This is a genomic window from Acinetobacter legionensis (assembly GCF_057165765.1).
Map to the genome: position 1 here is coordinate 83,333 of NZ_CM169896.1, position 17,840 is coordinate 101,172.

Below are 17,840 nucleotides of genomic sequence, written 5' to 3' on the forward strand. Positions count from 1 at the left end.
ATGTGTAGAATAGAAATGAGGTAGGGAAATAATTCAAAATAATTCAATACCGATAATTAAAAGCTTTTCTAGGTGCCATTCGCGAATGTTAATAGCAAAAAAGCCCACTATATTGTTAAAAAGTTTGAGTGCTGTCAGTTTATTGGTTCTATTGCAGAACAATGGTTATACACAAGAAACAAGCTACTTAAAAAATATCAAAGAAGGTGTGACAGGTTTTATAAAACCTAAAGATGATCAGTCATTTAGAACCGTACAGCTCAAGGATTTGACCGATTTTAAATATCAACCTGATACACATATAGGCAATCAGAATCAACTGCCTATAGTAAAGCCATATACTGGACAAAAGGCATCACTCAATAATTTATATTTAGAACAAGCGCAAACAAGCAAGGCGTATTCAAGCCAAGCAAAAATCTTAAGTCTTGAAGATGCGATTCAGATTGCAGTAAAAAGAAACCCCAATATCGCTCAAACGATTTCAACATTGGCAGGACAAAATGCCAATATTGATGTGGCAAAAGCACAATATTACCCACAGTTAAAAGCGGGTATGAATACGGGTGATTTTACATCCAATGACAAAGGTCGCCAATTGTATTCAGTTGAAGCCAACCAATTGCTTTATGACTTTGGCAAAGTAAAATCCAGTGTCACCACGCAACAAAATAAATTGGCAGTTGAGCAAGCCAATGTATTAATCAGTATTGATGATATATCGACCCAAACAGCGCGAGATATTTTATCCTTACTGCGCTATCGCAATATTATCAAAATAGCGCAAGATCAATTTAATGGGGTCAGTCGTTTACATGAGATTGCACGCTTAAGAGCAGACGCAGGAATCAGTAGCAATGCCGATCCAGTACAAGCACAAAGTTATGTTGAATACGCACGTTCCTACTTAATTACTCAGCAAAACTTTTTAAAACAACAAGAACAAAAATTACGCACATTATTGGGTTTTGATGTGAGTCAAATGGATTTTAATATTCCTGATGAGTTTGTAAAACAATCCGGTCTTTATGATGACCCTGAAATGAATACCATACCCACGATGATCGCAGCAAAAGCAGAGATTGATGTTGCGCAGAGTCAGAAAAAACAAACCCAATTGAGTGCTTATCCCACAATTTCATTGGTGGGATCAGTCAGTAAAGCATTGAATGGTCAAAATCCAAATACTGGTTTAGAAAATGATACTGATGGTTCTGTCGGCGTGCAGATGTCCAGTAATTTTTATCAAGGTGGTGCACTGGGATCTCAAGTTAAGGCTGCAAATTTTGCTGAACAAGCGGCACGTGCAAAGTTGAATGCAACTTACCTAGATATTATGGATCAAACACAAATTGCGCGAGAAAGCATTGAAAACACAGATAAGCAGATCTGGGTTTTATTGGATCGGGAACGTTCAACAGCAAAAACTCGTGAGCTATATGAAGAACAATATAAATTAGGTAAGCGTTCAATCTTAGATTTATTAAGTTCAGAGCAATCTTATCAAAGTTCAAGAATAGAAAGGGAAGCGGCACGCTTTGATATCTATGACACGATCGCTTTGTATATCAAGGTAACCGGTAAAAGTAGAAATGCTTATCATTTAAATAACATTCAAATTCAGGGGTTTGAAGTTCAACCATGAATACAAAAACATTAAATTATCAACCCTGGTTACAAGCGATCATTACGGTTGCTCAGCATTATCGGATGCAACCTGCTGAAGAACAAATTCGACTGCAACTGGATTGGAATAAATACACAAATATTGATGACATGTTGTCCATTATTACCCGTCAAGTGGGTTTGAATGTTCGCAAAGCAGACTTCACCACGGATGTACTAAATCCATGGAGGTTGCCGGTTGTTGTAGAGTTTAACAATGGTCAAGTTGCGGTTATCGAGAAAGTCGACAATGAGGGTAATGCAAGCTTACAGTTAAGTGGTGATCAAGGCCTTTCACAAACTTTTAACTTGCATGAACTTCAAGCCAATGCCAGTCGTGTTTATATTTTTCGACCAGAAACATCGATTCCCGATGCACGTGTTGATGAATATATCAAACCTTATAAAAAAAGCTGGTTCTGGGACATCGTTTTAAAAGATTGGAAACGTTATACAGACATCATGGTTGCTTCGATGATTGCCAATATTTTGGCATTGGCGACCATTATTTTCTCTATGCAAGTCTATGACCGAGTGGTGCCTTCTCAATCTATTCCAACCTTGTGGGTGCTCGCTGGTGGGGTGTTGATTGCAGCTGTTTTTGAGTTTGTGTTGCGCATCGCACGGGTTTATTTATCAGACATTATTGGTAAACGCGCAGATCTCAAGATTTCAGACCGCGTCTTTGGTCATGCACTACGTATTCGAAATAAAGATCGTGCCCGCTCAACGGGTTCGTTCATATCACAGATTCGTGAACTCGAAGGTGTTCGTGAGTTGGTGACCTCAACAACAATCAGTGCAATTGCAGATTTACCATTTTTCTTCCTATTTTTAGCGATTTTCTGGATTATTGGCGGCAACATCTTTTGGGTGATGTTACTGGTTGTACCACTGATGATTATTCCTGGGTTCTTGGTGCAGAAAAAGTTAGCTCATTTAGCCACTGAAGGGATGCGTGAATCTGCAATTCGCAACGCAATTTTGGTCGAGGCGGTTCAAGGTATTGAGGACATCAAGTTATTACGTGCTGAAGCCAGATTTCAAAATCAATGGAATCACATGAATGAAGTGTCTGCAGATGTCAGTATGCGTCAACGTAAAATCGTGGGTTGGTTAAATGCTTGGACACAAAAAATTCAAGGACTGACCTATGCGATTGTGGTTTTAGTGGGGTGTTTTGCGGTGATGAAAGGGGATATGACCACTGGGGCATTGGTGGCGTGTTCGATTTTATCTTCACGTATGCTTGCGCCAATTTCACAAATCACAGGTGTATTAGGTCGTTGGCAACAAGCCAAAGTGGCTAAAAATGGTTTAGATGAGCTGATGCAAAAGCCAGTAGACCGTCCTGATCGAGCACAATTGATTCAGCGTAAAGTCCTCTCAGGTGATTATGATTTTAAAGGTGTGATATTTAAATATACTGAAGATGATCCACGCCCAACTTTAGTCATTCCACAGTTAAAAATTCAGGCAGGTGAAAAAGTTGCAATTCTTGGACGTAATGGGGCAGGGAAATCTAGCTTATTACAGTTACTTTCAGGAATGCAATTGCCAGTACAGGGCAAGATCAGTTTGGATGGTGTCGATCAATCTTTACTTGATCCCGATGATATTCGCCGTGATATGGCATTACTAAATCAAAACGCGCATTTGTTCTTTGGTACCATTCGTGAAAATTTAACTCTGGGTGCACCATTAGCAAGCAATGATGAAATTATCCAAGCCTTAAAAATCACCAATGCTTTAGAAATCGTGGAACAAAAAAAGGAAGGCCTAGATCATCTTATTCTTGAGGGTGGTGTGGGGTTCTCTGGAGGACAGAAACAAGCACTGTTACTCACACGATTATTGCTCCGAAATCCAAATATTGTGTTATTGGATGAACCGACTGCTTCGATTGATGATGTTTCTGAAAAAGTGTTGATCCAGCATTTAAAAGAATGGTTAGGTCATCGGACTTTAGTGGTTGCGACGCATCGTCCTGCGGTTTTGCAACTTGTTGATCGTATTATCGTTGTACATGAAGGTAAGATTATCAAAGATGGGCCACGTGATGCCATTTTGAATCCTGCCCAGCAGGCAAATGCAGGAGGGACTTCAACATGAGCCAAGAAAAAAATGACCAAAATATCACAGCTCAAGATGCTGAACCTGCTCAAGTTGATCATGTCTCCAATGTGTTACAACGGCCAACTAATCCCTCTGCATTAAAGTTTTCAGAACCGCCTTTACCGAAATCCACATTTATTATTTGGATCGTTGCAATTGGCTTGTTGGCTTTCTTAATTTGGGCTTGTGCATTTAAATTGGAAGAAGTTTCTACAGGAACGGGTAAGGTTGTTCCGTCATCAAAAGAACAGACGATTCAATCTTTAGATGGTGGTGTGTTGACCAGCTTAGATGTCAAAGAGGGAGACATTATTCAAAAGGGGCAGACGCTTGCGCAAATTGACCCTACTCGATTTGAGTCCCAAGTCGGTGAAAGCCAAATGAAATTACTTGCCACACTGGCTACGGCAGCACGTTTAGAAGCTGAGGTGAATGGTACCGCAATTAAGTTTCCAAAACAGGTTTTGGCCGTTCCTGCGTTAGTGAGAGAAGAAAGTGCACTGTATAGTTCGCGTCGTGCAAATTTAGACGAATCAATTACTGGTTTAAAACACGCATTATCTTTGGTTCAAAATGAATTGCAAATGACACAACCTTTGGTGGCAAAAGGTGCTGCTTCTGAAGTTGAAGTGCTACGCTTAAAACGAGATATCAATAATTTTGAAAATCAAATCAATGATAAGCGTAATGACTACTATGTAAAGTCACGTGAAGAATTGGCAAAAGCCAACGCTGATATTCAGTCATTACAGCAAGTTGTTGCTGGTCGTAATGATTCAGTGACACGCTCTACTTTTAAAGCACCAGTACGTGGTGTGGTTAAAGAAATTGCGGTGACAACCATTGGTGGGGTTATTCCACAAAATGGCAAATTGATGACTATTGTACCGATTGATGAGCAGTTATTAATTGAAGCGCGGATTTCGCCACGAGATATTGCGTTTATTCACCCTGGTCAACCTGCATTGGTAAAAATCACAGCATATGATTATTCAATTTATGGTGGCTTGGAAGGGAAAGTGACAGTGATTTCTCCTGATACCATCCGTGATGAAGTTAAACAAGATCAGTTTTACTATCGAGTCTATATTCGTACAGATAAAGATAAGTTGACCAATAAAGCGGGTAAATCCTTTTCAATAACGCCAGGTATGGTGGCAACGGTAGATATTCGTACTGGTCAAAAAACAATTATTGAATATTTGTTGAAACCATTTAACAAAGCCAAAGAGGCTTTAAGAGAAAGATAATTGCATCATGTGGTGATTATTTTAAAAAACCAATCTTCGGATTGGTTTTTTTGTGCTTTTACCGTTTTGTGATCAACACACTGATTGAATGAATCAGCATAAAGTGTGTAAGTGTATTTTGATGATTTATAAATTAATAATGCAAAAAAAGCCCCAATCTTTCGATCAGGGCTTTTTAAATTTGGAGCGGGAAAGGAGACTCGAACTCCCGACCCCAACCTTGGCAAGGTTATGCTCTACCAACTGAGCTATTCCCGCGGAGTCTGTCCAATTTTTTAAATAAAAAACTGAATAAAAAAATTTTGGAGCGGGAAAGGAGACTCGAACTCCCGACCCCAACCTTGGCAAGGTTATGCTCTACCAACTGAGCTATTCCCGCGGAGTCTGTCCAATTTTTTAAATAAAAAACTGAATAAAAAAATTTGAGCGGGAAAGGAGACTCGAACTCCCGACCCCAACCTTGGCAAGGTTATGCTCTACCAACTGAGCTATTCCCGCATGCGGTGTATAATACATCAACAGATGGTAGGGTCAAGATTTTTCTGCAAAGGAAAACACTAATTGCATAAAATAAAGACATTTTTATGAAAAAAAATCAAAATTTAATTTAAAAAAATCAAATCGAACAGCAAAAGCTTTGTTGAACACTCAGCGATGCTCAAAGAATCCGCTATACTATGTCATTCATCCATTGATCGATCTCTAAGGAATCAGCATGAGTTTAGAACAACAATTGATTGAAAGTTTAAATCAACTTGAGCCATCACATTTAGAAGTGATCAATGAGTCTGCTGGTCATGGTGGGTATTTTCCTGGAAAAGAGTCGCATTTTAAGGTGATCATTGTCAGTGAACAATTTGCAGGGTTACGTTTGGTACAACGCCACCAAAAAGTGTACGCAGAAGCCAAAGACTTACTCAGTCCTGGAAAAATTCATGCCTTAGCGATCCATGCTTATCTTCCAAGTGAGTGGCAAGGTCAAGCACCAGCAAGCCCAGAATGCGCTCACGCACCTAAAGTATAAAGTGCAGAGTAATTTAAAATGGATATACATTTGCTGATCAAAATCATTCACATGACCAGTGTTGCATTATTGATACTGGTTTTTGTTTTACGCGCTTCAACATTATTTATTAGAACACACAACCAGCAGCCGAATCCTAAAGGGCGGGTGGCTTTTGTTGCCTTGCAACATCTTTCCCTCACGGTGGTTATATTTACAGGGCTAACTTTATTGATCATGAATGAGTTTAAAGTGCAGCCTTGGTTCTATGCGAAAATTATTTTGTTTATGGTTTTCCTTTCCTCACAAATAAAAGCCTATAAAAAGGATGATACCGTTCTTTTAACACAACGCAGAGCGGGTTTAGTGATTGGCGGAATTGCTTTGTTTGCAACTTTAGTTTTGGTGGTGCTTAAACCAGTTTTTAGTTGATTGTTAGACATGAATTTCACACTTGTATAGCGTCTAGGTTAAACTAGATACAAGTTTAAAAATAATGATAGCTTAGGGAACTTGTATGCTAACTCGTGTGGTATTTAACCAAAAAGGCGGTGTGGGAAAATCAAGTATTACAGTGAATCTTGCTGCGATTAGTGCATATCAGGGTTTTAAAACTCTGGTAATTGATTTAGATCCTCAAGCAAATTCAAGCCAATATCTTTTGGGTGATGACGCCACCTATTCGGCTGAAAAAACCGCATTAGAACCCAATATTGAAAATTTTTTTAATGATGTGCTGGGGAATCATCAACAAAAAGGATTGATTGGTAATGCCATTGGTAGTCTTTTAAAAACAAAAAATAAAGGTTTCGAGCAATATATTCATCGTTCACCGTTTAAAGATTTGGATGTATTACCCGCTAGTCCCACTTTAGGTGAGTTAGAGCATGCTTTAGAATCAAAGCATAAAATTTATAAGTTACGTGATGCGATTCAGACTTTAACCAGCCAATATGATCGTATTTATATTGATACACCGCCAGCATTTAACTTTTTTACCTTATCAGCACTGATCTCAGCGGAACGTGTCCTGATTCCGTTTGATTGTGATGTATTTTCAAAACGTGCATTACAGACCCTCATTGAAAATGTTATCGAAACTCAAGATGACCATAATGATCGACTTGAAATTGAAGGGATTGTGGTCAATCAATATCAAGCTCAGGCTAAATTGCCACGTGAAGTGGTACAACAGCTTAAAGATGAAGGTTTACCTGTTTTAGAAAATATGTTGCCACCTTCAGTATTAATGAAAGAATCGCATCATAAAAATCTACCATTAATTCATTTGGCTACAGATCATAAATTGACTCAAGCCTATCAATCATTGTTCAATGAGATTGATAAAAAATAATTTCGAGATCGTGATGAAATCATTGAAAATGACTTCTGTTAAATTATCAGTCGTTGCTTTAACGACAATGGTCGTATCTGCTTGTACGACGACGGTTAAACCTACATATGTATCGCCTACGCAATATCAGGCAATGAACTGTATGCAATTGAATACAGAATTTAACCGTATCCAACAATACATTAATAATGGTGTACAACCTGCGAAACGTACAGGCGTGGGTGTTGGATTAGGCGTCGGTGGTGGTTGGGGCAGCGGTGGCTGGGGTTGGGGCATTGGTCCAAGTATTTCTGTAAATTTAGGGCAATCTTCAAATACCAAAAATACTGAGCTTTCCCGATTGTATGGTGAACAAGATGCCCTTTCACAGGCAGCTCAATTTAAAAATTGTCCTTATGTCCCTAAGCGTCAGGATGTCAAAAAATAACTGTTTTGATGTTATATAAAAAGCCGATTTTAGAAATCGGCTTTTTATCACTTTTAACATAGTGTTTATTAATTGTTGGGCATTTTATTTTTATTAAAAAATTTATGACGTATATAGCCAATAATACCAGGCAAGACACTCAAAATAATGATACCGAAAACCAAATGGGTAAAATTATCTTTCACAATCGGCATATTACCGAATAAATAACCCAAAGTAATAAACGAGCCAACCCAGCAAATTGCACCGACTGCATTATAAGTTAGGAAATACTTATAATTCATGCTTCCTGCACCCGCGACAAAGGGTGCAAAAGTACGGGCAAAAGGGATAAAGCGGGCAAAAATAATGGTTTTTCCACCATGTTTTTCAAAAAATTGTGATGTTTTCAACAAGTGTTGTTTGTTGATAAATTTAGAATCAATTTCAAAAACACGAGGTCCAACATATTTCCCAATATGATAATTGAGGGTATCACCAAGAACTGCCGCAATAAATAGCAGAAGAATTAAAACCATAGGATCCATTGCACCCGTCGAAGCAGCTAAAGCGCCGGCAGCAAAAAGTAAGCTATCCCCAGGCAGGAATGGCATTACCACGAGACCTGTTTCAACAAAAATAATCAGGAATAAAATTCCATACACCCAGATACCATAATTTCTAATAAATTCAAATAGGTGTTCATCTACGTGCAAAATAAAGTCAATCAGATCCATAAGGAAGAAACTATGCGAATTGGTGCACAAATCCTAGCAGTGTGAGTTATGAAAGTCAGTATTAAAAAGTAATTTTTTAAAACTTATTATTGTTCTTAATTTGCAACGATGAGTTTAGTTTTTAAGTATTTAACTTGAAATGTTTAGTGATTAATATGTATACATCTTCAGAACGAAATACAAATTAGGTCACAGCATGTTTAATCCAAATATCGTTGTTAAAAATATTGTGAATCAACCCACCGCGAATGCGATCATTGCATTGATTGCGCGTATTCTTATGGCATATATTTTTATTGTTGCAGGCTGGGGCAAAATCACGGCTTACAGCGCAACTGTCGGTTATATGGAATCAATGGGTGTACCAGGTGCCATGTTACCTTTGACCATTCTGGTTGAGTTTGGTGGTGGTTTGGCATTGCTATTTGGTTTTCAGGCACGTTTTGCAGCATTTGGTTTAGGTATATTTAGTTTGATTACTGCGTTGTTATTTCATGGTGGTGAAGCAGATGCAATTAATTTTATGAAAAACTTTGCAATGGCAGGCGGTTTGTTTTTCTTGATGTTGCATGGTGCAGGGAAATTGAGTGTCGATCATGTAATAGAAAAATAATTTAAACATAAATACAGTTTTGAAAAGTCAGATCTCTATCTGGCTTTTGTGTGTGTTTATTTAGCGTCATTCAAATGGTTCACTTGGTGTATGCTATTTAAAAATATTCAATTCATTTTTAACAATGACTCCCAGTGAACTGATTGGCATCATTAAAGCCAAAATGAATCTATAAGCTGATTATTTAAAATGATTTTTTAGAAAGCAAAGTAACTTGATTGAATGGAGTGCGTACGGCTTATAAAAATGATAGAATATGGCGCTTATATTCGTTTGCCTGCATAGTTGTTGACTCATGACTACCAATACTCAAATTACTGAAGATCGTATCCTTATCTTGGATTTCGGTTCTCAATATAGCCAGCTTATTGCACGCCGTGTACGTGAAGCTGGTGTATATTCTGAAATGTATGCTTTTGATATGTCTGAAGAAGACATTCGCGCGTTTAATCCGAACGGTATCATCTTGTCTGGTGGTCCTGAAAGTGTGCATGAGGAAGGTAGTCCACGTGCGCCAGAAGTTGTGTTCAACTTGGGTGTACCTGTATTGGGGATCTGCTATGGTCTGCAAACCATGTCAGAACAACTTGGCGGTAAAGTAGAGCCAGGTACAGTACATGAATTTGGTTATGCTGCGGTTGACGTTTTAGTACGTGATCAATTGCTTGGTGATTTAAATGATGGTGATGACAAACTCAATGTTTGGATGAGCCACGGTGACAAAGTTTCTGCGATTCCAGCAGGCTTTAAAGTGACTGCAAGCACACCAAGCTGCCCATTTGCTGCAGTGAGTGATGAAACGCGCCGTTTCTACGGGGTGCAATTCCACCCAGAAGTGACACATACTGCCAAAGGCGCAGAATTACTGTCTAACTTCGTTCACAGCATTTGTGGTTGCCGTAATCTTTGGAATTCTGAAAACATTATTGATTTACGTGTTGAACAATTACGTGAACAAATTGGTGATCAAAAAGTTCTTTTAGGTCTTTCAGGTGGTGTTGACTCATCTGTGGTTGCAGCATTGTTGCATAAAGCAATCGGTGATCAACTGACCTGTGTATTCGTAGACAATGGCTTACTTCGTTTAAATGAAGGCGAGCAAGTGATGGACATGTTTGCGAAAAACATGGGGATCCGTGTGATTCGTGCGGATGCAGAAGAGCGTTTCTTATCTGCACTTGCTGGTGAAGTTGATCCTGAGAAAAAACGTAAAATTATTGGTCGTGAATTCATCGAAGTTTTTGCTGAAGAAGCGCGTAAGCTTGATGGCGTAAACTTCCTTGCGCAAGGTACGATTTACCCTGACGTGATTGAATCTGCGGCAACTAAAAATGGTAAAGCGCATGTGATTAAGTCACATCATAATGTGGGTGGTTTACCTGAAGATTTAGCATTTGAATTGGTTGAGCCAATTCGTGACCTATTTAAAGATGAAGTACGTCGTTTAGGTACAACTTTAGGTTTACCACATGAAATGCTTTATCGTCATCCATTCCCTGGTCCAGGTTTGGGCGTGCGTATCTTGGGTGAAGTGAAAAAAGAATATGCTGATATTCTTCGTCTTGCTGATGACATCTTTATGCAAGAGCTTCGTGCAAGTGGTTGGTATGACAAAACTGCTCAAGCATTTGCAGTATTCCAACCTGTGAAATCGGTAGGTGTTGTAGGTGATGGCCGTCGTTATGCATGGGTCATTGCACTTCGTGCCGTGGAAACTGTTGACTTTATGACAGCTCGTTTTGCGCATCTTCCATATGAGTTGGTTGATAAAATCTCGACACGTATCATGAATGAAATTAAAGATGTTTCTCGTGTGGTGTATGACGTTTCTTCTAAACCACCAGCAACAATTGAATGGGAGTAAAATCAGGGTTTCAAAATGCAACGCATTTTGCTGATTTTACGCCAAGAGCTATGCTCGCGGCAGCAGGATTTCAAGAAGCGAAGCTTCTTGCCTGAATTACGCCAAGGGCTTTATTCTTGGTAGAATTTGATAAATTACTTTTAAAAAGAGCACTTAGGTGCTCTTTTTTTTATATAATTGAAAAATGAAAGACCTATTAGAGTAATTATGTATACCCACTATGATTTGATGTTGCCACTACTTAAAATTATGCAGTCAAATGATGTGACTTATAGTTTAAAAGAGGCGTATGAAGCCCTGATTCTTGAATTAAATTGTTCTGACGAAGAAATAAATGAAACGATGGAAGATGGTCGAAATGTTATTTTTTATCGGTTACAGTGGGCGAAAACCTATTTAAAAAAAGCTGAGTTTATTGAATATCCTCAAAAAGCACATTTTAAGTTATCTGATCTTGGTAGAAATATAAATCTCAAAAATCTCAAAAAGCTGGATCGAAAGTATCTCTCTCAATTTGATTCATTTAATGAGTTTAGAAAAATAAATCCCAAAGTTGAAAAAGAGCAAAAGAAAGAGGATATTCTGGAAATAAATTTAAGCTCAGATGAGCTGACTCCGCCAGAAATAATCACTCAACAATCTAATTTATTAAAAAATGATTTAAAGATAGATCTACTTAATTTAATTAAAAGTAACTCACCTCAATTTTTTGAAATATTAGTTGTCGATTTATTGGTTGCTATGGGCTATGGCGGCTCGCATCAAGATGCGGCCCAAGCTATTGGTAAAACAAGTGATGGTGGGATTGATGGAATTATTAGTGAAGACCGTTTAGGTCTAGATAAAATTTATATTCAAGCCAAGCGTTGGGAAAATACTGTTGGAAGACCGGATATTCAACAATTTAAAGGCGCTTTAGCAGATCAAGTTGCTAAAAAAGGGGTATTCATTACAACCTCAAATTTTAGTAAAGAGGCTGTTGAATCTGCAAAAAAATCGGGAATTGTTTTAATTGATGGAGATAAATTGACTTCTTTAATGATTGAATTTGGTTTAGGAGTTCAGGTTGAAAGAAGCTTTAATATTTATAAGATAGATCAAGATCGGTTTGATGAAGACAATTTTTAGAAGTGTTTAAAAGAATTTTAATATTCTGACATTTACTACAAATTTACTAAAACGTATTGAATTAATGATTTATACACCTATAAAAAAGCCAGTCAATTGACTGGCTTTTGTTGCTCCAAAAGAGCGATTGCTAAATAGATTTAAACTTAGAAACGGTATCCAGCACGAACGCCGTAAGTGTTGTAGTCATCACCAAAACCTACTCGACCTTCTAAGCTAACATTTTGATTAAAGAATTTCTTCGCAGAAATACCCCATTCATCACGATCAGTTAAATCATTGTTGTAGTAGTCAGCACCTACACTTAAGGTCTTATCTAAATACAAGTCACCACGTACTTTGTACTCATCCAAGTCACCGAATGCACCAAAAGCTTCAAAGTTAGCGTCATATTGACCTACTTTAGTTACATATTTAGCACGTACAGTTGGGTCTGCGCCGTCATCACCATCTTTAACATCATAACCTGTCACACCAAGTGCAAGTAATAAACCAGGAGCTGGTAAATAACCCACTTCAGCGCCATAAGTTGTTACTTTATTGTCGATGTTGGTGTTATCAACTTCAAGTTCATCACGACCTACACGACCACTTACATAGAAGTCTGAGTTAGGTACGTAGTATTCAAGACCTGCACCGTATTGGCTGTCTTTTACACCATCATTTTTAGCATAATTTACATTGGCTTTTACATTACTTGCGCGATCTAAGAATGCAGCCTCATTAAGCGGTGAATTACGAGTTTGTACTGGTTTAAAATAATAAGTACCATCTACACCAAAGCTATGAGTTGCATCAAAATTATCTGGATCATTATATGTATATGAACCACCAACTTCGGCTTGGTAAGCATGTGCAGTGCCAGTTAAAGCGGCTACGGAAAAGATTGCAGATGCGATTGCTAATTTTTTCATGGAATTCGCCCCTATGAAGAATTGATTGATTTATACATGTTTGGTTACAATTTCGAGTCTAGGGCAAATATAAAAATCGTCAATCACGCTATAGTAACTGAAATGTAATATTGGTGAGTTTGTGTAACAAAATTTATTTAACTTATTGAAAATAAATGTATAAAACTTATGTTTTGTTTTATTAAAATTGTGTAGATAGTGTGGATATTGGTACGCTTTGAGTAAGGCTTGGACATAATTAGTAATAAAAAAGTATTCGGAAATTAAAATACTTTTAAGTAAATGATCAATTGTAGAGTTTATCAACACAAGCTTTGACTACGATATGACGATTTTTCTGATTGCAAAAAAATCAATGCATTTCACTTCTCTTGTTATAGCGTTATTGAGCTATAGATGGATCTATAAAATCCCATATCTCAACTTTTTCCACTCTGTGGTAGAATGCCTGCGAATTAAAAGACGTCAAATGTGAGATTAAAACTCGTGGAAATTAATCCTTATCTAGTTCAGCTAAAAGACTTAAATGACCGTGGTCTAACACTACGGGGGTATCTTTGACTACGATCTAAAGAAAGAGCGTTTAGAAGAGGTTCTCCGCGAGTTAGAAGATCCAGCGATCTGGAATGATCAAAGCCGTGCACAGGCGATGGCAAAAGAAAAAGGCGAGCTTGAAAACGTGATCAACGTTTTAGAAGGCTTGGCGACACAGCTTGATGATGCACAAGCGATGCTTGATCTTGCTGTTGAAGCAGATGATGAAAGCTTATTGGCAGATGTTCAGTCGGAATTGACTGCAGCGGAAGAAGAGTTAGCAAAACTTGAATTCCGTCGTATGTTTAGTAATCCAATGGACCCAAATCCATGTTATGTGGAAATTCAAGCGGGTTCCGGCGGTACAGAAGCACAAGATTGGGCTTCAATGCTGTTACGTATGTATATGCGTTGGATCGAACGTCATGGCTTTAAAGCAGAATTAATGGAAGAATCAGATGGTGATGTTGCAGGGATTAAATCTGCAACAATCCGTGTTGAAGGCGAGTATGCTTATGGTTGGTTACGTACCGAATCTGGCGTACATCGTTTAGTACGTAAGTCACCATTTGACTCAGGTAATCGCCGTCATACCTCATTCTCGGCAGTATTTGTATCGCCTGAAGTGGACGATAATATTGAGATTGATATTAATCCTGCTGACGTACGTACAGATACATATCGTGCATCTGGTGCAGGCGGTCAGCATATTAACAAAACTGACTCAGCAGTACGTTTGACTCACGCACCAACTGGGATTGTGGTGGCATGCCAGAATCAGCGTTCACAACATGCAAACCGTGATCATGCTTGGAAACAGTTACGTGCAAAATTGTACGAACTGGAAATGAGTAAACGTAATGAAGCTGCTCAAGCACTTGAAGATTCAAAGTCGGATATCGGCTGGGGCAGTCAGATTCGTTCATATGTACTGGATGACTCTCGTATTAAAGATTTGCGTACTGGTGTTGAGAACTCGAACACGGGTGCAGTATTGGATGGCGATCTAGATAAATTTATTGAAGCCAGCTTAAAACAAGGTCTTTAATTTAAATTTTTAACAAAAGCAAAGCTTTATTCATATTTTTGTAATATATCTAAAAAAATCGATATTAAAATCGAAAAAATACGATATATTAGATGCAAAGATGCTGAATGGAGCTTTGCTCTGAATTGAATGTGTCTAAGATGGATATTGATTTAATTTCTAAAGCATTAGCGAATCCGACTCGCCGACAAATTTTGGAATGGCTCAAGAAGCCACAACAATATTTGTCGGAAGAGCAGTGCGGTGGCTTTGGTCGGGGTGTCTGTGCAGGGAATATCGAGAAGCTCGGTAATGTCTCTCAATCTACGATGTCAAATCATTTGTCTGTTTTGCAACAGTCAGGATTAATTCAGGCCGAAAAGTATGGGCAATGGTCATATTTCTCGCGTAATGAAGCTCTCATTCAGCAATATATTGATTATCTACAAAACTCGCTTTAACGCCTGATCTCAATCAGAAAGCGAGTGATGAGGCAAATATGGCTGAACTTAACTCTCCCCTTGTACTTGGCGATTTACATTTAAAAAATCGTGTCGTGATGGCGCCTTTAACCCGTAGCCGTGCTACCGCTGATCGGGTACCCACAGCAATCATGGCTGAACACTATGCACAGCGTGCCAGTGCGGGTTTAATCATTTCTGAAGCAACAGTGATTTCTGAACAAGCCAATGGCTATTTAAATACACCAGGGCTATTTACCGATGCACAGGTTGAAGGTTGGAAGTCTGTAACCCAAGCAGTTCATGATCAAGGTGGCTTGATTGTGGCGCAGTTATGGCATGTGGGACGTGTCTCACATCCAGATCTACTCGATGGTGAAACGCCTGTATCTGCAAGTGCAATACAACAAGCAGGACAAGTCAGCTTACTACGTCCAAAACGTGAATATGTCGTGCCACGCCCTTTGGAAATCTCCGAAATTCAAACCATCACTGAACAGTTTAAACAGGCTGCAATTAAAGCCAAAGCGGCTGGTTTTGATGGCGTTGAATTACATGCAGCCAATGGCTACCTGATTGATCAATTCTTACAAAGCTCAACCAATCATCGTGAAGATGAATATGGTGGTTCTGTTGAAAACCGTGCACGTCTTTTACTTGAAGTGATGGATGCTTTAATTGAAGTATGGGGCGCAGGCCGTGTGGGCATACATTTAGCGCCTCGTGGTGATGAGCATGATATGGGTGATGCTGATCCACGTGAAACCTTTGGTTATGTCTTGGAACAATTGGGTAAGCGTAAAGTTGCGTTCTTCTTTACACGTGAATATTTAGCCGATGACAGTATCAGTGAATATATGAAACAACGTTCAAACGGTGTGCCATATATTGCCAATATGCGTTTAAGCCGTGAGGATGCCATCAAACTCTTGGCATCAGGTCAAGCAGATGCTGTGTCTTTCGGCAAGGCTTATATTGCCAATCCTGATTTGTATGAGCGTTTGATTCAAGATGCACCTTTAAATGAATTGGTGTTCGAAAATATGATTGGTTCACAAACTGCAGAAGGCTATATTGATTATCCTGCTTTAGTATAATATTGAGACTATATGCTCTGTTAGTATGCATGGAATACATTCCACATCGTATATTCAAAGGCTTAGTCTTTGAATATTTGACCACTACAGCGCTGATCCAGTGGATGGCGATATGGATATCGCCATTGGTTAAGGCGTACAACATAGTTCTTAACCAAAAACCGTTTTTCATCCCTGCAAAGCCAAGTTTTTCCAGCGTTATTGCTGGTTGATAGATCAGATTTGCTCTAGCATAAGGTCTAGTACCATGCTGACAACAAATCGTTAAATATTATTCATTAACAACTGAATATGGCTCTGTTATATTTGCCGATTCATCTATATTGAGACATTCTGCTTGGCTACTCCTTTTTGGTATAACACAGCACTTAAAATCGTTAAGCCTTTATATCAATGGCGTATCAAAAAGCGTGCGAAAGATAGCGCAGAATACCAACAAGAATGTGTTGAGAGATTTGGCCCCTTTCAAGATGTAAAGAATCAGCATGCCATTTGGTTTCATTGTGTTTCAGTCGGAGAAACCAATGCTGCTCAGCCTTTAATAGAACATTATTTAAAAGCAGGTCATAGGGTTTTAGTCACCAATACGACAAAAACAGGTCAAGCACGTGCCAAATCGTTATTCTTAAAAGCACCTTATCAAGCATTATTTCAAGCGGTATATTTGCCTGCCGATCAGCGCTATTTAGTTGCTGATTTTTATCAGAAATACCAACCCAAATTGCTGATTTTGGTTGAAACTGAACTATGGCCAAATCTTATTGACCAAGCTCAACAGTTTAAAGTGCCTTGTATTTTAGTGAATGCACGGCTTTCAGAAAAATCTGCCAAAGGCTATGCCAAAGTTCCAAGCCTAACCCGTCCAATGCTACAGAAATTAGATCAGTTATTGGCGCAAGATACTGCTACGCAACAACGATTTATAGATTTAGGTATGCCACAGGATAAAACACAAGTACTTGGAAGTATTAAATTTGATATTTCTGCACCTGAACAATTTATTCATAAAGCACAACAATTGCAGCAGGACTGGAATTTAGCAAATCGAAAAATCATCACCATCGCCAGTACACATGCACCTGAAGAAGAAAAATTATTTCTCGCATTTAAAACCTATTTAGAACAATATCCAGATTGGTTGTTGATTGTTGTTCCTCGCCATCCTGAACGTTTTGATGAGGTTTTTGCTGCTGCACAAAGTTTAAATTTAACCACACAGCGTCGTAGCTTAGAGCAAGCGATCGAGTCGAATACCCAAGTTTATTTGGCAGACAGTATGGGCGAAATGTGGCTGTGGTATGCATTGAGCCAAGCTTGTTTTGTTGGTGGATCGTTAAATGAACCCGGTGGTGGGCATAATATTTTAGAGGCTATGGTTTTAGATGTACCCACCGTAATTGGACCACATTATTTTAATTTTCAAGCGATTGTGGATGAGTTCTTACAGGCAGATGCCTTAAAAGTAGGGAAAACAGTCGATGAGGTGGTTCAGTTATTGGTGCGTTGTTTGGAAGATCAAGCTTTTGCCCAGCAGTTAAGCCAACATGCGATTGATGTTTTAAAGCGTAATCAGGGTTCTTTATACAAACATATTGCAGTGATTGATCAATATTTATAATTTATACATTGCTGATGAATAAACACCATTAGCTAAAAGTAAAACGAACCAGAA

16 protein-coding genes and 3 tRNA genes are annotated in these 17,840 nt (G+C 38.6%); 14 read left to right on the forward strand and 5 right to left on the reverse strand.

Annotated features, from left to right (window positions below; all coding sequences use genetic code 11):
• Positions 1–85 precede the first annotated feature (85 nt).
• From AC2G3J_RS00395 to AC2G3J_RS00405, 3 genes are read left to right on the forward strand one after another with little or no spacing between them, the layout of a single operon-like run.
• A complete protein-coding gene (locus AC2G3J_RS00395) occupies positions 86–1,645 on the forward strand; it encodes a TolC family protein (RefSeq protein ID WP_483770522.1) in 1,560 nt (519 codons plus the stop codon).
• Positions 1,642–3,777, forward strand: coding sequence for a type I secretion system permease/ATPase (locus AC2G3J_RS00400; protein WP_483770523.1), 2,136 nt, complete (start codon positions 1,642–1,644; stop codon positions 3,775–3,777). The genes AC2G3J_RS00395 and AC2G3J_RS00400 overlap by 4 nt, the downstream gene beginning before the upstream one ends.
• The gene (locus tag AC2G3J_RS00405; protein ID WP_483770524.1) at positions 3,774–5,030 is read left to right on the forward strand and encodes an HlyD family type I secretion periplasmic adaptor subunit; all 1,257 of its coding nucleotides are present in this window, start codon (positions 3,774–3,776) and stop codon (positions 5,028–5,030) included. Before AC2G3J_RS00400 ends, AC2G3J_RS00405 begins: the two co-directional genes overlap by 4 nt.
• 182 nt (positions 5,031–5,212) lie before the next feature.
• On the opposite strand, the gene AC2G3J_RS00410 is transcribed toward AC2G3J_RS00405, so the two are convergent.
• From AC2G3J_RS00410 to AC2G3J_RS00420, 3 genes are all read right to left on the reverse strand, one after another.
• Positions 5,213–5,288: transfer RNA gene (locus AC2G3J_RS00410), tRNA-Gly, on the reverse strand.
• Positions 5,289–5,333: 45 nt separating this feature from the next.
• Positions 5,334–5,409, reverse strand: a tRNA-Gly gene (locus tag AC2G3J_RS00415).
• Between the two features lie 46 nt (positions 5,410–5,455).
• A tRNA-Gly gene (locus tag AC2G3J_RS00420) sits at positions 5,456–5,528 on the reverse strand.
• A gap of 217 nt (positions 5,529–5,745) precedes the next feature.
• Between AC2G3J_RS00420 and AC2G3J_RS00425 the strand changes: the two genes are divergently transcribed.
• From AC2G3J_RS00425 to AC2G3J_RS00440, 4 genes are all read left to right on the forward strand, one after another.
• Positions 5,746–6,054 (forward strand): BolA family protein, encoded by a 309-nt coding sequence (locus tag AC2G3J_RS00425; protein WP_336953796.1) that lies wholly within the window; start codon positions 5,746–5,748, stop codon positions 6,052–6,054.
• 18 nt (positions 6,055–6,072) lie between these two features.
• Positions 6,073–6,465, forward strand: a complete 393-nt coding sequence (locus AC2G3J_RS00430) for a SirB2 family protein (protein ID WP_336953795.1) — start codon at positions 6,073–6,075, stop codon at positions 6,463–6,465.
• A gap of 85 nt (positions 6,466–6,550) precedes the next feature.
• On the forward strand, positions 6,551–7,387 hold the full coding sequence (locus tag AC2G3J_RS00435) for a ParA family protein (protein ID WP_336953794.1): 837 nt from the start codon (positions 6,551–6,553) through the stop codon (positions 7,385–7,387).
• Between the two features lie 13 nt (positions 7,388–7,400).
• A complete protein-coding gene (locus AC2G3J_RS00440; RefSeq protein WP_336953793.1) occupies positions 7,401–7,814 on the forward strand; it encodes a hypothetical protein in 414 nt (137 codons plus the stop codon).
• Positions 7,815–7,882: 68 nt separating this feature from the next.
• Here AC2G3J_RS00440 and AC2G3J_RS00445 read toward each other — a convergent pair whose 3' ends face one another.
• The gene (locus AC2G3J_RS00445) at positions 7,883–8,530 is read right to left on the reverse strand and encodes a DedA family protein (protein WP_333670074.1); all 648 of its coding nucleotides are present in this window, start codon (positions 8,528–8,530) and stop codon (positions 7,883–7,885) included.
• 196 nt (positions 8,531–8,726) lie between these two features.
• Between AC2G3J_RS00445 and AC2G3J_RS00450 the strand changes: the two genes are divergently transcribed.
• The 3 genes from AC2G3J_RS00450 to AC2G3J_RS00460 all read left to right on the forward strand — a co-directional run bounded on the left by AC2G3J_RS00450 (position 8,727) and on the right by AC2G3J_RS00460 (position 12,135).
• A complete protein-coding gene (locus AC2G3J_RS00450) occupies positions 8,727–9,143 on the forward strand; it encodes a DoxX family protein (protein ID WP_419328330.1) in 417 nt (138 codons plus the stop codon).
• A gap of 295 nt (positions 9,144–9,438) precedes the next feature.
• A complete protein-coding gene (gene guaA, locus AC2G3J_RS00455; RefSeq protein ID WP_004823655.1) occupies positions 9,439–11,007 on the forward strand; it encodes a glutamine-hydrolyzing GMP synthase in 1,569 nt (522 codons plus the stop codon).
• A gap of 207 nt (positions 11,008–11,214) precedes the next feature.
• Positions 11,215–12,135: a restriction endonuclease gene (locus AC2G3J_RS00460; RefSeq protein ID WP_336953790.1), complete on the forward strand. Its 921-nt coding sequence runs from the start codon at positions 11,215–11,217 to the stop codon at positions 12,133–12,135.
• Between the two features lie 146 nt (positions 12,136–12,281).
• Here the strand turns inward: AC2G3J_RS00460 and AC2G3J_RS00465 are convergent, their stop codons facing one another.
• On the reverse strand, positions 12,282–13,049 hold the full coding sequence (locus AC2G3J_RS00465; RefSeq protein ID WP_336953789.1) for a putative porin: 768 nt from the start codon (positions 13,047–13,049) through the stop codon (positions 12,282–12,284).
• A 486-nt stretch (positions 13,050–13,535) separates the two neighbouring features.
• Between AC2G3J_RS00465 and prfB the strand changes: the two genes are divergently transcribed.
• From prfB to AC2G3J_RS00485, 4 genes are all read left to right on the forward strand, one after another.
• Positions 13,536–14,631, forward strand: a protein-coding gene (prfB, locus tag AC2G3J_RS00470; RefSeq protein WP_096735380.1) for a peptide chain release factor 2 whose coding sequence is annotated in 2 segments (ribosomal slippage) — positions 13,536–13,607 and positions 13,609–14,631 — 1,095 coding nt in all. Because the reading frame shifts where the segments join, the coding sequence is not laid out codon by codon here.
• Between the two features lie 140 nt (positions 14,632–14,771).
• Positions 14,772–15,071 carry an ArsR/SmtB family transcription factor gene (locus AC2G3J_RS00475; protein WP_034614967.1) on the forward strand — a complete coding sequence of 100 codons (300 nt, stop codon included), beginning with the start codon at positions 14,772–14,774 and terminating at the stop codon, positions 15,069–15,071.
• A gap of 38 nt (positions 15,072–15,109) precedes the next feature.
• On the forward strand, positions 15,110–16,168 hold the full coding sequence (locus AC2G3J_RS00480) for an alkene reductase (protein WP_419328328.1): 1,059 nt from the start codon (positions 15,110–15,112) through the stop codon (positions 16,166–16,168).
• Positions 16,169–16,505: 337 nt separating this feature from the next.
• A complete protein-coding gene (locus AC2G3J_RS00485; RefSeq protein ID WP_483770525.1) occupies positions 16,506–17,786 on the forward strand; it encodes a 3-deoxy-D-manno-octulosonic acid transferase in 1,281 nt (426 codons plus the stop codon).
• Positions 17,787–17,840 lie beyond the last annotated feature (54 nt).

Bases quoted from the DNA above. Each gene is read 5' to 3' on its own strand.
- AC2G3J_RS00395 (WP_483770522.1), top strand. From the start codon at position 86: ATGTTAATAGCAAAAAAGCCCACTATATTGTTAAAAAGTTTGAGTGCT.
- AC2G3J_RS00480 (WP_419328328.1), top strand. From the start codon at position 15,110: ATGGCTGAACTTAACTCTCCCCTTGTACTTGGCGATTTACATTTAAAA.
- AC2G3J_RS00465 (WP_336953789.1), bottom strand. From the start codon at position 13,049: ATGAAAAAATTAGCAATCGCATCTGCAATCTTTTCCGTAGCCGCTTTA.
- AC2G3J_RS00445 (WP_333670074.1), bottom strand. From the start codon at position 8,530: ATGGATCTGATTGACTTTATTTTGCACGTAGATGAACACCTATTTGAA.
- AC2G3J_RS00450 (WP_419328330.1), top strand. From the start codon at position 8,727: ATGTTTAATCCAAATATCGTTGTTAAAAATATTGTGAATCAACCCACC.
- guaA (WP_004823655.1), top strand. From the start codon at position 9,439: ATGACTACCAATACTCAAATTACTGAAGATCGTATCCTTATCTTGGAT.
- AC2G3J_RS00460 (WP_336953790.1), top strand. From the start codon at position 11,215: ATGTATACCCACTATGATTTGATGTTGCCACTACTTAAAATTATGCAG.
- AC2G3J_RS00400 (WP_483770523.1), top strand. From the start codon at position 1,642: ATGAATACAAAAACATTAAATTATCAACCCTGGTTACAAGCGATCATT.
- AC2G3J_RS00430 (WP_336953795.1), top strand. From the start codon at position 6,073: ATGGATATACATTTGCTGATCAAAATCATTCACATGACCAGTGTTGCA.
- AC2G3J_RS00425 (WP_336953796.1), top strand. From the start codon at position 5,746: ATGAGTTTAGAACAACAATTGATTGAAAGTTTAAATCAACTTGAGCCA.
- AC2G3J_RS00435 (WP_336953794.1), top strand. From the start codon at position 6,551: ATGCTAACTCGTGTGGTATTTAACCAAAAAGGCGGTGTGGGAAAATCA.
- AC2G3J_RS00440 (WP_336953793.1), top strand. From the start codon at position 7,401: ATGAAATCATTGAAAATGACTTCTGTTAAATTATCAGTCGTTGCTTTA.
- AC2G3J_RS00475 (WP_034614967.1), top strand. From the start codon at position 14,772: ATGGATATTGATTTAATTTCTAAAGCATTAGCGAATCCGACTCGCCGA.
- AC2G3J_RS00405 (WP_483770524.1), top strand. From the start codon at position 3,774: ATGAGCCAAGAAAAAAATGACCAAAATATCACAGCTCAAGATGCTGAA.